The organism is uncultured Campylobacter sp., from assembly GCF_905372745.1.
In the GTDB taxonomy this organism is placed as follows: domain Bacteria; phylum Campylobacterota; class Campylobacteria; order Campylobacterales; family Campylobacteraceae; genus Campylobacter_A.
In genome coordinates this window covers 1-12,481 of record NZ_CAJPQR010000029.1, presented here as the reverse complement: position 1 = coordinate 12,481, position 12,481 = coordinate 1, and the positions used below count along the sequence as shown (strand labels likewise).

The following is a 12,481-nucleotide window of genomic DNA, read 5'->3' as shown; positions in this document are numbered from 1 at the left end:
AATTTACCTATTTTCTTAAGCCACCGCTCCAGTTCAAGCGCTTTTGCGGCATAAATCCTAAAATGATTACAAAAAACAAAAGTATAAAATAATATATCCCCATAGCCGTTAGACCGCCTACGCCAAAGCTATTTGCGAGAGTGAAAAATAGCGACGAAACTACGAGAGCTAGAGTAAAAGGGAAAAATATTCCAAACGCCATCCATGCATAACTATTTGTTTGCATTTTTACTACGATCATTGTAGCTATGCAAGGAGGCGTCAAAAGCATAAATATAATGATTGAGGCCGCATGTAGCGGAGTATAGCCGCTACTTTGCCTCATCGCTTCTTCAGGCCTCATCTCTTCACCGCTACTTGCTTCGGTGGCTCTACCGCTTTCGTATATACTACCAAGCGTCGCAACTGCGGACTCCCTGGCGGCAAACGAGCTTAAAAATGCTACATTTATCCTCCAGTCAAACCCTGCAAATTTTGATATAGGCTCAAGCGCACGTCCAGCCATACCAAGAAGCGAGCTTTCTATCTTGTCATTTTTTTGCTCTCTTAGTATCGTCTTTCTTTGCGTCGATAGCTTTCTAAGTGCTGAATTTATCGCTTTTGCGTCTTGATCGGTTTTTGGCATTATAAATTTGTAAAACTCGGGGTTCTCGGCCTCATATTTTTCGTCTACGCCTTTGCCTCCGCCCATCTTTTTAGCTTTGTATCCGTCGTAGAAATTTAGTAATTGCGCGACCTTTTCTCTGCTGTCTACACTCGCATAATAGCTTGATTTTCTTGCAGCCGCTTCAAAATTCGCTAGAGCCTTGGCCTCTTCGTTTGCATAATGCTCCTGCTTTTCGTTTGAAAGTCCCGGAAACTGCAAAAGCGCAAAGAGTATCACGGCTACTGCGATGACGATCGTACAAACCTTTTTGATATACAACCACACGCGCTCGCACGCTCTTATTACGACGCCCTTAAACGTCGGCATATGATAGGGCGGCAGCTCCATCACAAAGGGCGCGGTCTCTCTCGTCTTTAAAATCGTCGAAGTTAAAAATTTCGCTATCAAAAGCGCGGCTAAGATCGTAACCGTCGAGATATAAAACATCATCACGCTCATTTGCGAAGTATCTATGCTTTTGCTCCCGTCTGCCGCCACGATCGTAGTCGTATAAAACGCACCCAAAAGCAGCGTGTAAAAAGGCACCTTGGCTAGGCAGTTCATCAAAGGAACAGTGAGAATGGTAGCCATCCTAGCTCTATCGTCGGCGATACCCTTGGTAGACATGACGCCCGGCACCGCACAGCCTCCTACAAATGCCCCGCCAAGTACCAGCGGCAAGGTACTTTGTCCGTGTAGGCCGAATTTTTTAAAAATTTTATCTAAGACAAACGCCATCCTTGGCATATATCCGACATCCTCTAGAATCGCGATCATTGCAAAAAGTATAAAAAATATCGGTAAGTAGTTTAAAAGCGCGACGGCAGAATTTACCAGCCATATAGCCGCATCGGTAATGAGCGGCACTTTAGCAATATCTGCCGCAGGCGTAATATCTACCACAAAGTTTTTAATAGCCGCAAGCAGCGGCCAAGTGTAGTTCGTGAGCTTATAACCAAAAACTATACTACTCTCGTAAATCGCAAAAATAATGGCAAAAAGGATCGGAAAACTAAGCCAGCGATTTAGGATTATTTTATCTATCTTGTCCGTTAACGTGGCTTGATTTTTCTTGGTCTCTTTTACGCACTCGCTAAAGACTATGCTCGCGTTTTCGTATCTAAGCGAAGCCAAATAGCCCTCAATGCTTTTGCCAGTTTTTTCGCTAAATTTAGCCCTTTGCTCGGCCGTTAAATTTTCTATCTCGGTGTTAGAGTTTTTTAGCAAATTTAAGGCCGAAGCGTCGTTCTCAAGGGCTTTTACGCAAAGCCATCTCGTACTTATGCCTTTATCTAAAGATACGCTATTTTGTAGCTCTAAAATAAAAGGTTCCAGCTCTTCGTAATTTACCTTAAATTCTTCGTAGTTTTGTTTTAGATTTTTAGCGTTTCTTAAAACGTCTAAAATTTCAGCCTTGCCTTCGCCTTTTGACGCGCTAGCACAGATTACGGGACATTTTAAAATTTTAGCTATTTTGCCGGCATCTATGATTATGCCGCGTCTTTTTGCTACGTCTAGCATATTTAAGACGATGACGACGGGAACGTCGATTTCAAGCAGTTGAAAGGTCAGGTATAAATTTCGCTTTAAATTTGAAGCGTCGATGATGTTTAAAATGACGTCAGGCCTTTCGTTTACGATAAATTCTTTTGCGACTTTTTCTTCAAGCGAATACGAACTAAACGAATAGGTGCCCGGCAGGTCAACCATCTCGACATCCACGTCTGCTACGCTAAAAAAACCCGATTTTTTATCAACGGTAACACCAGGATAGTTCGCGATGTGCTGACGTATGCCGCTTATCATATTAAATACGGTGGATTTGCCACAGTTTGGTTGCCCTGCAAGAGCTACTTTTATTTGCAAACTTCAACCTCCACCAAAGTCGCCTCGCTTTTTCTAAGCGATATCAAACAGTCCTGAATTTTAAACTCTATGGGATCAAGAAGCGGAGCGAGTCTTACCGCCTCAACGACTGCTCCGTTTATAAAGCCCATATCGAGCAACTTTTGAAGTAGTTTGCCTTCAGCTTTGAGCTCTTTTATCTTATATAAAATTCCAGCCTGTGCAGAGCCAAGATTCATACGCTTTTCCTTAAATATATAAATTTGACCGCCTCTGTTTTGCTAAAGCGGTCAAATTTAATAAAACTCATTTTATCTCAAAAGTAAAAGAGGCTATAGCTGTCTCTTCGTCACATTTTTTAGCGTCTGCGTAAGGGAATTTATGCACTACTTTTAGCACCCATTTCCCTGGTCTAAGCGCTAAAACCTCGGTTTCTCCTTTTAGATCGGTTGTTGCATGAAACGCGCTTTTGTCTTTCAAAAATCCGTCAAACGTGCCGTCAATGGTAGCGACTTTTAAAGGTTTTCCTTCAAATAGCACCTTTACTTTAAACGGCTCACCGACTTTAAATTTAGCCGGATTTTCCAAAGGCACAATCTCAAGGCGTTGCCCTGTTGATTTTGTTATAAAGTCATCTCCTGCGCCGACATTTATGACACTCTTTGCGCTCATTGTAGCGCGGCGGCAAAATTTAGCATTTTTTATCGTCTCTTTAGTGCCACCCATGTGCCATTTGCCATCGGTATCTTCCGTCCAAAACGTAGGCTTGTATTCGCCTGTAACCGCGTAGGTGCCCTCTTTTAGCTTCGCACCCTCGTAGTGATAGTTCTCTCCGCTTTGCTTTAATGCGATTTTGCCGTCTTTGCCAAGGATTACGGGTGCTTCAAAGTTATTTACGCGCTCGGCGTCTATGGGTTCTGATTTTGGAAAATCATGTCCGAAACCTATATTTACGCTAGCTTTTTCGCCGTTTTGTCCAAATAGCCAAAAATCATGAGCACTTGCTACACTAAATGCGCCTAAAATAGCTAGTAGAGCTAAACTCTTTTTCATTTTATATCCTTTTTAATGAAATTCGTTAAAATTAAAAACTATATCTTACGCCGACACCAAACATCCTGCCCTTACCGTAAGTTGCTAAGACGTTGCGAGCCCTATCTCTGATATGCGAGAAATACTCTTTGTCGGTCAAGTTTTTGACGTAAAAATATACATCGAAGCCATCTTTTAGATAGCCCACTTTTGCATCTGCCGTAAAATAACTCTTTTGGGCAAGTTTATTTTGCGCGTCAAAATAGGTCTTACCTATCATATTTCCGTCAAGCCTTGCATAAACGCCCATTGGAGCATAGTAAGACGCACCCAAAGATAGCTTATACTCCGGGTTTTTCTCGATTTTATTGCCTTTATTATTCGTACCGTCTTTGTTAATATAGTCGCCGTATTTGGTCTTTAGCAAACTTGCGGCTAAATTTATATCAAGCTCTTTACTGGCCCTTACGATCCCCTCAAATTCGGCACCCATCGATGTCGCTTTATCGGCATTTGCAACGTAGTAGATATTAGTATTGTTCGGGTCGGTGTAGAATATATGCGTACCTTTGATGGCCATATAAAATAGCGCCGTAGAAAATCTAAAGTTATCGTATGAGCCTTTTACGCCGATTTCATAGTCGTCACTTGTCTGTGCGTCAAATTTATTATCTTCTCTGCTACCGCCAGTGGTGTAGAAATTAAAGCCGCCCGCCAAATAGCCCTTTGAATACATCGCATAGATGTTTAGCTCATCGGTAATATCATATCCGAGCGCAAATTTAGGCAAAAACGTTCTAAACGTCTCTTTTTCATCCATCGAAAATACCGGTGCGCCAGGGTTTCGTCCAAGCTCATACGAGAAATAATCGACCTTAGTATGTTTTTTGATCTGCTGGTATCTACCTCCGAGCGTCACATCAAATTTACTCGTAACGGGATAGATTATTTGGCCAAATGCGGATACCGTTCGCGAGCGGTTTATTGACGGCCAGTCCTCCACTATCGTCCTACCGCTATCGCCATACTGATCGCCGATAGGACCGAATACTTGTTTTTCGTTTTCAAAATAAAGCCCGCCGACCCATTTAAAACTTTGCTCGTCCGTGCCGCTAAATCTAAGTTCTTCGGAAATAGTATCGTTTTTGGCGTTTAAAAATGTAACTAGTCCGTAGTGATCAGGATCGAGATAGGTTGCTTTGCTACCGAAGTCTTCGTCGTAAAGTCCGTCTTTTTTAACATTGCGATAAGTTGTGGATGAGGTCACATCAAATTTGTCAAATTCGTATTTTAAGTCCAGAGCTCCTGAAGTTGAGGTTTGCTTAACGCGAGCTGGAGTTTCTAAATTTATATGCTTGGCCTCGTCTTTTGATATGCTACCCAATTTTGATTTCGGGATAAAAAGCTCATCTAGCGAGTCATCCTGGCGATGAAAAAGGTCGCCGCGAATTTTAACGGTAAGGCGATCAGTCGGCACTATCTTTAAATTTAGTCCGAAATTATAATTTTTCTTGTCATTGGCTTTTTCACCATTTAGATCGTTTATGATCCAACCATCCTCTTTAGACGCCGAGCCGTTTAGGCCTAAAAATAGCTTATCGTCTATAAGCGCACCACTGGTTTCAAAAAGCCCTAGCATATATTTACTAGAACCGTATTCTGCGCCTACGCTACCGCTCCACTCGTTAGTCGGCTCTTTTAGGACGATATTTATGATACCGCCGATCGAATCTTTGCCGTAGATAGCGCTGCTAGGACCTCGTAAAACCTCGACGCGTTCGATATTTGTAATAGGAATATAGGCTGCGTCTTTGTTGCTTTGAGCTACGCCGCCGACGTAGACCGTGACGGGATTAGAACTCGTATATATAGAAGGATTAAGCCCTCTTGTACTTATACCCTCATACATTCCACCCACGCCCGTGATGTTTGGTATGGTTTTTACCAACTCCTCGACATTTTTCACGCCTCGCTCCTCTAGCTCGGAGCTATTCACTACGCTGATGCTCTGAGGCACATCCTTTAAATTTTCACTGATTTTATTTGCGGTTACTGCAACTTCGCCAAGCGTTATATCTTCTGCGGCTAGAGCCGAATTAGTAAGAACTAAAAGAGCGGCTGTTAGTCTAGATAGAGAAAATGCTTTCATATTTGCTCCCTAAACTTAAAAAATTAATGGCGGCATTATAACAAATAAGATAATCGTTGTCAATACTGTAATAAGATTTTTTATGATAAAAAATAATACTAAATGGTTTGTAATGCCTATTATAACGCTACTCTTATTTATAAAATAGTTTTTATATAATAATACGTAATACTAAATACAAAAATTATTGGATTATCTATTATATAGATTTTGAGATTTTTTATTAAATTTAGCGATTTTAGGTAAGATTTTTACATTAGATTTATTCTTTAATATCTTTGCAAGATTCTATATATTTTAGCCAAAGTGACGTCGGCGCGCTTTATAAAGTTAGATAATATTTTAGATAAATTAAAAGAAACAAAAAGATCAAAGACCTCTGTTTTTGTTTTTAAATTTACGCGCTTAGCTAGTCTGATATGCGGCCTATCAAAATTTAATCCTATGCGCCGTTTACGTTTAACGATAGTTAAATTTATGCCTTTACCGGAAAAACGTCATCAAAATAAGCGGTAGGTTAAGATGAAAGCTATATTTTTATAAGTAGCAAGCTAGGCAAAGATACAAAAAACAAATAAGGCGCTTACAAAGCGATATCTCTACAAAAAAACTCTATCGTATTTTGCTAAAATCAATAAGATACGCTCCGATTAGGTTTCATTGAGCCGATTCTAAACCCAAAACACCGCCAAAATAAAACTAAAAACGAGCCAAATCCGCAAAGCCCTAAAAATCCAAAAACGAGCCGATGCTATCTACGGCAGTTTTTACAGTCCTTGACGGTTGCTAGCACGTTCATCTTTTCGATTAGATTGCCTAATTTTCTCTCCAAATTTTCCTTATACGCATCCAGCGCCTCGCAAAAATCATAGTCCTCTACGCTCCCGCAGCTCTCGCAAACCACGTGTATATGAGGATGGCTAAAGATATCATAACGCGCCTTTTGATTTGGCATATTGACCTCGACGACTAGCCCCTCGTCTTTGAGCATATTTAGGTTTTTATATACCGTCGCTAGCGATACGGAAGGATTTTCGGCGCAAATCTCTTCGTATAGCTCATCGATCGTAGGATGAGAGTGGCGATCTAGGATTTTTAGTACGCTGAGGCGTTGCGGAGTGGCTTTAAGGCCGCGATTTTTAAGAAGTTCCATATAGTTCATCGTTTTTCCTGGTATTTTTTCCTAAATATACAAAAAAATTATTTAAAACTTCTTTATAGTTGGTAATATAAATTATTATCTGCTAAAATTTATGTTAGATAGAAGCAAAAATAGCTCAAATTTGATCCAGGCGATATTCTTGTCTTGGATCAAAATCCGCATTACGTTTTGGTATTTTTGCTTAAATTTGGCGGTATTTGAGCTAAATTTAGCAAACCAAAGGCGCGATTTATAAACCCGCTTAAGTCTCTTTAGCGTAAAAGGTCGCAGCAAGAAAAACCAGCACAAATCAAAATTTACAAAGCAAGCCGTAGTATAAATTTAACCCAAAATCCGCAGCAAAACCAGTCCGATAAAAAGATAAACGAAGATAAAAACAAGTAAAGTATACCTAGCGCGCGCAAATTTGCCTGTGACGCTTAAGGCATGGTAAATCAAAGCAAGAGCGGCAAGCCCCAGCATAAAAAGATTTGTTTCGCTCAAGTTTTTCGCCTTTTTCGTCCGAATACACTCACTAAAACGCATAAAAACGCTTCAGCTCAAATTTAATCCGCCATTTCGGATAAAATTTTCTCGCAAATGCTTGCCGCATCGATACCAAGAGCCTTTTCGACGTCGGCCGTAGCGCCGTGGGGGATAAAAGCGTCGTCAAACTCAAAGCTAACGATGCGCACGTCAAAAATGTGCCGTTCCTGTAAAAACGCGGCCAAAATCTCGCCTACGCCGCCTTTTTTTGCGGTATCGGAAAAGACGTACCAAATCTTATGCCTGCGCGCGAGCTCTTGTAAGAGTTCGCAATCAAGCGGCTTAACAAACACTAGATCAACGAGACTCGGGTCAAATTTGCCGTCCGTTTTTTCTAGTAAAATTTTACGCGCGACATTTGCCTTACCCACGGCGTTGCCGTAAGCGATAAAGGCCGCTTCGCCGCTGCCCTCGACTAAGATTTCGCCCTTGCCGAGCCTTAGCTCTCGCGCCTCAAATTCGCCCTGCGCCAGCGCAAAAGCTCCGCGCGGATAACGAAAAGCGCAAGGCCCCTCGTGAGCGTAAGCGTAGCGCATCGCGAGCCTAAAACTATCGGCACAGCGAGGCGCGAAGATCGTCAAATTCGGGATCAAATTTAGATAGCTCACGTCAAAAGCACCCTGATGCGTTTCGCCGTCCTCGCCGACGATGCCAGCGCGGTCCATCGCAAAAACGACGTTTAGATTCATGATCGCGCAGTCGTGCACGACCTGATCAAACGCTCGCTGCAAAAAGGTCGAATAAATCGCGATAAAGGGCTTAAAGCCCTCCTTAGCCATCGCGGCCATAGAGGCCACGGCGTGCTGCTCGGCGATCGCGACATCCCAAAACCTATCCGGAAATCTCTCCATCAAAGCGTCTATGCCCGTGCCGGTAGGCATCGCGGCGGTTACTCCGACGATATTTTTATGCTCGCTAGCTAGCTCGGTCAAATTTTCCGCAAAGAGCGCGGTAGCCGATTTGGCAGCTGATTTTTTGATAGCTTCGCCGCTTTGTAGATCAAACGGACTCACGCCGTGCCAGCTGGCTAGATGTCCCTCGGCCTTTTCGTAGCCTTTGCCTTTTAGCGTCTGCGCGTGCACGACGACGGGCTTTTTCATACCTTTTGCGACGCTAAAAGCCTCGATGAGCGCCTTCACATCGTGACCGTTTACCGGACCGATGTACTCAAGCCCAAGCTCCTCGAAAAACATCCCCGGCGTAAATATCCTGATGCCCTCCTCCATCCTGCGCGCCATATACGCGGCGCCGTCCGGCATATAGCTTAAAAATTTCTCGACTCGGCTTTTAAACTTCTGATACAGCGGCCCTGCCATCATCTGCGAGAGGTAGTTACTAAAGGCGCCGATGGGCTTGCTGATGCTCATTTCGTTGTCGTTTAGGATGATGACGCAAGGATTTTTGATATCGCCCAGCTCGTTTAGCGCCTCGTACGCGATACCCGCACTCATCGAGCCGTCGCCGATGAGGGCCACGGGGATGCGATCCTCGCCCTTTAGCTTGATCGCCTTTGACGCGCCCACTGCTAGCGAGATAGAGGTGGAGCTGTGACCGGCGATAAAGTAGTCGTATCTGCTCTCGGAGGGCTTGGTGTAGCCGCTGATACCGCCGAATTTTCTAAGCGTGTCAAATTTATCCCAGCGTCCGGTGATTAGCTTGTGCGCGTAGCTTTGGTGGCTGACGTCAAATATAAACGGATCTTTTACGGCGTCGAAAACATAATGCATCGCAACGATAAGCTCGACCGCGCCGATGTTTGAGCTCAGATGCCCGCCGTTTGCGCTGACGGTTTGTAAAATTTTATCCCGGAGCTTTCCGCAAAGCGCTTCCAGCTCCTGCACATTCATAGATTTTACGTCTATCATTGCCCTATTATCTTTTTGATTTTTTCTAGTCTAGCTTCGATCGTGCCTTCAAAGTTGCCCGCGTCGCTAAGCACTATCGCTCCGCCCGCGCTGATTGCTTCGTCGGCGGAGATTTTGACGTTTTGGCCGGAGAAATTTTCTTTGATAAACTCGTAATCTTTCGGATTTACTTTAACCTGCACCTCTTTGGCGTCTTTTATCTCGCCAAAAAGCTCTTTGCATATTGCTGCAGCGATGTTTGCCGAATTTAGCGAAATTTCTTTTTTCACGACCTCTTTGGCTATATCAACTGCGGTAGCGGGCAGCTGCGTTTCGCTAGATGCGATGAGACTTTCAAATTTAGCCGCCTGCTCCTCTAGCTTATTTATAGACCCCAGATACCTGCTCTCAAGCGCCTTTAGTTCTTCGTTAAATTTAGCCGCCGCTTCCTCTGCGCCCTGCCTTATGCCGTCTTCTTTAGCGCGCGCGGTCTCGCTTTCTAGGCGTTTAGCAAATTCGTTTTCTTGATTTTCGATTTGCATTTGCAGCTTTATCATATTGCCGCTCATCTCGTCGGTGCGTTTTAGCAGCTCCTCGATAAAGCTTGATTCAGGCTTAAAATGCGCACCCTGCTCTTTTGCGTCGTTTAAATTTGAACTCTCTTGCTCGCCGGCGTCAGATTTTTGATCCTCGAAGTCTTGCCCACGAGCCGGGTCTTGCTTTTTTTCTTGACCCAGCACCTTAAATCTGTAATTTTCTATAAAATGCTCTTTGGCTTTTTCGCTTGATATTAAACTACTTTTCATTCTATCATCTCATCGCTTTCGCCTATTTGGAACGCTCCGCTCTCGGCTAGAGCCTGAACCTGCTCTACTATGCGGCGCTGAGCGTCCTCGACATCTTTTACGCGCACCGCGCCCAAAAATTGCATCTCTTCTTTAAACGAATCGCTGGCGCGCTGGGACATGCTGGAGAGAAATTTCTCTTTAAGCGCGTCTCCGCTACCTTTTAGAGCGATCATAAGGTCTTTTTTATCTACGTTTTTGAGTATCTCACGGATAGCTGCTTGGTTGAGGGTATTGATATCCTCAAAGGTAAACATAAGCTCTTTGATCGTCGTAGCGAGCTTCTCATCGACGTCTTCGATGTATTCGATCGTAGATTTAGACGCCTTTTGACCGAGACGATTTAGCACCTCGGCGACGGCTCTTGGACCGCCGACTTCGACCTTATAGGAGGTTAGGCTCTCTAGCTTGCCCTCAAGCACGGTTGAGACGCGCTTGATGATAGAGGGGCTGATGTCGCCTAAATTCGCCATCCTAACTACAACCTCGCTCCTAAGCTCATCAGGGAAAAATGACAACGTCTCGGCTGCGCTGGTTGAATCCATATGCGCCAAAATAAGCGCGATGGTCTGAGGATGCTCGGTAACGATAAAGTCGGCAAGCTGCTGAGGCTTAACCTTGGTAAGATAGCCGAAGCTCTTTGAGTTTTCCATGCTTTTGGCGAGTTTGTCGAGGATCTTTTGCGCGGCTTCCGGACCGAAAGTGCGGTATAAAATTTCCTTCGCATAATCAAGTCCGCCGCTTCTTATGTATTGATTTGACTGCATCAAGGCGTAAAATTCGTCCAAAACCGCCGAAGCAACAGCCTTATCGACGCTTCTTGCCGTAGCGATGTAGCGTGAAATTTCGGTTATCACATCGACTTCCATATGCGAGAAAAGCTGCGTCGTGGCATCCTCGCCAAGCTGTATGAGCAAGATAGCGACCTTTTCTGGCATCGACAGATCGTCATAAGTCATCTTTTGTTGTTCCGTGAGTTTAATAGAAGCCATCAAATATCCTTACGATTACTAAATTCGGCGTCGTTTTTTATCATATCTTGGAGTAGTACCGCGATCTCCTCGGCGCGCTCTTGAGCCACTAGCTTCATCTTTTCGAGCATCACGTCGTAGCGCAGCTCATCCTCGTTAAAGTCGCCTCCTACGCCCAGCTGCTCTTCAACCTTTTTCTTAGCGGCCTTAAATTTCTCCAGCGTATCCTCGCTATCGTCAAGCTCGACGATATCTGGCATCGGCTCCGGTTCTTCTTCTTTGACGTCCTCAAGCATCTTAGACATAAACGGCACGATAACTTTTTTGTAGAAAAAGTAGAGCAAAATCGCTACGAATATATATTTTAGCAGCGGCGCAAAAGGCAAGATATAAAGCTCAAAGAACGAATTTACCTTGCTAGCAGGGGTCTGTCCGTCTGGGCGCTGGAACTCGAAGTTACTAACCGTTACCTCATCGCCTCTATTTTGATCAAAGCCGATAGACTGGCGGATGAGAGCGTCGATTCGACTTAACTGCTTTTCATCAAGCGGGACGTAGACTACCTCTTTAGTCGGATTTCCGCTTTCGTCTTTTTTATTTTCGTATTTTCCGTCTACTACGACTGCGGCGCTTAGGCGGTTTATCTTAGCAAACTGATCCTTGACGCGCTCGACCTTTTTTGAGATTTCGTAGTTCGTCGTGGATGAGCTTTTAGAGTAGAGTTCTTTCATTTTGCCGTCTTGCAGACCTTCGACCGGACCGATGTTGCTTACGGCTCCAGGTACCCCTTGCACTTCGGCTTCTTTGCTGCCTTGGCGCTTTTCTTCGACGTTTTGTTCGCTTCTAGCGACCGAATTTGGATCAAAGGTCTCGCTTTGGCTATCTTTTCTGGCAAAATCAAAATCTATAGTTACCTTAGCCACGACCTTGTCAGAACCGCCCACGATAGGCGATAGGACGTTTATGATCTTTTCTTCTAGGCCTTGCTCCGCGTCGCGCTTATATTTTATTTGTTGGGTGATTTGATCGCTGTCGTATTCGCCGTCCTCTTCGCCCAGCGGAGCTCCGTCTTCGCTCACGATTTTTACCTGCTCGGGTTTTAAATTTGCTACCGCGGCGGCGACTAAATTTTTAATACCCGTAATTTGCTTTAAATTTAAGCTCTGCCCGTCCTTTAAATTTAAAACGATCGATGCGCTTGGCGGCGTAGCTCGCTCTGTAAAAAGCGTCTCTTTGGGTATCGCGATACGAACGATAGCTTTTTTAATAGGCGCCAAACTCTCGATCGTGCGCGCTAGTTCGCCCTCCAAAGCGCGCTGAAATTTAACTTTTTGTTCGGCATCGGTCGCGCCGAATTCTTGCTTATCGAAAATCTCAAAACCGACTTTGCCGTCTTTTAAAATCCCAAGCGACGCCACCGAGATTCTCTCGCGGTAAACGTCGGCATTTGGCACTAAAATAG

10 protein-coding genes are annotated in these 12,481 nt (G+C 44.2%); all 10 read right to left on the bottom strand.

From position 1 onward, the window contains the following. Window positions 1-7: 7 nt before the first annotated feature. Window positions 8-2,512: a ferrous iron transport protein B gene (gene feoB / locus QZ157_RS08240; protein WP_295144255.1), complete on the bottom strand. Its 2,505-nt coding sequence runs from the start codon at window positions 2,510-2,512 to the stop codon at window positions 8-10. Continuing rightward, window positions 2,503-2,730 carry a FeoA domain-containing protein gene (locus QZ157_RS08235; protein WP_295144253.1) on the bottom strand — a complete coding sequence of 76 codons (228 nt, stop codon included), beginning with the start codon at window positions 2,728-2,730 and terminating at the stop codon, window positions 2,503-2,505. Before QZ157_RS08235 ends, feoB begins: the two co-directional genes overlap by 10 nt. Window positions 2,731-2,797: 67 nt before the next feature. Further along, window positions 2,798-3,544, bottom strand: a complete 747-nt coding sequence (locus QZ157_RS08230) for a DUF4198 domain-containing protein (RefSeq protein WP_295144250.1) — start codon at window positions 3,542-3,544, stop codon at window positions 2,798-2,800. 31 nt (window positions 3,545-3,575) lie between these two features. Further along, a complete protein-coding gene (locus QZ157_RS08225; RefSeq protein WP_295144247.1) occupies window positions 3,576-5,672 on the bottom strand; it encodes a TonB-dependent receptor in 2,097 nt (698 codons plus the stop codon). A 751-nt stretch (window positions 5,673-6,423) separates the two neighbouring features. Then, a complete protein-coding gene (locus tag QZ157_RS08220) occupies window positions 6,424-6,834 on the bottom strand; it encodes a Fur family transcriptional regulator (RefSeq protein ID WP_295144245.1) in 411 nt (136 codons plus the stop codon). Window positions 6,835-7,155: 321 nt separating this feature from the next. Then, window positions 7,156-7,317 carry a hypothetical protein gene (locus QZ157_RS08215; protein ID WP_295144243.1) on the bottom strand — a complete coding sequence of 54 codons (162 nt, stop codon included), beginning with the start codon at window positions 7,315-7,317 and terminating at the stop codon, window positions 7,156-7,158. Window positions 7,318-7,379: 62 nt separating this feature from the next. Then, a complete protein-coding gene (gene dxs / locus QZ157_RS08210) occupies window positions 7,380-9,221 on the bottom strand; it encodes a 1-deoxy-D-xylulose-5-phosphate synthase (RefSeq protein ID WP_295144300.1) in 1,842 nt (613 codons plus the stop codon). Then, entirely contained in the window at window positions 9,221-10,009 is a 789-nt protein-coding gene (fliH, locus tag QZ157_RS08205) for a flagellar assembly protein FliH (RefSeq protein ID WP_295144240.1), read from the bottom strand. Before fliH ends, dxs begins: the two co-directional genes overlap by 1 nt. Then, window positions 10,006-11,040, bottom strand: a complete 1,035-nt coding sequence (fliG, locus tag QZ157_RS08200) for a flagellar motor switch protein FliG (RefSeq protein WP_295144237.1) — start codon at window positions 11,038-11,040, stop codon at window positions 10,006-10,008. The genes fliH and fliG overlap by 4 nt, the downstream gene beginning before the upstream one ends. Continuing rightward, window positions 11,040-12,481: flagellar basal-body MS-ring/collar protein FliF (gene fliF / locus QZ157_RS08195; RefSeq protein ID WP_295144234.1), on the bottom strand; the 1,442-nt coding region annotated here is incomplete at its 5' end. The genes fliF and fliG, both read right to left, overlap by 1 nt.

What these genes read in the sequence shown, in the direction of transcription:
- QZ157_RS08225 (WP_295144247.1), bottom strand. Translation starts at nt 5,672, where the DNA reads ATGAAAGCATTTTCTCTATCTAGACTAACAGCCGCTCTTTTAGTTCTT.
- fliH (WP_295144240.1), bottom strand. Translation starts at nt 10,009, where the DNA reads ATGAAAAGTAGTTTAATATCAAGCGAAAAAGCCAAAGAGCATTTTATA.
- fliG (WP_295144237.1), bottom strand. Translation starts at nt 11,040, where the DNA reads ATGGCTTCTATTAAACTCACGGAACAACAAAAGATGACTTATGACGAT.
- QZ157_RS08220 (WP_295144245.1), bottom strand. Translation starts at nt 6,834, where the DNA reads ATGAACTATATGGAACTTCTTAAAAATCGCGGCCTTAAAGCCACTCCG.
- QZ157_RS08230 (WP_295144250.1), bottom strand. Translation starts at nt 3,544, where the DNA reads ATGAAAAAGAGTTTAGCTCTACTAGCTATTTTAGGCGCATTTAGTGTA.
- QZ157_RS08235 (WP_295144253.1), bottom strand. Translation starts at nt 2,730, where the DNA reads ATGAATCTTGGCTCTGCACAGGCTGGAATTTTATATAAGATAAAAGAG.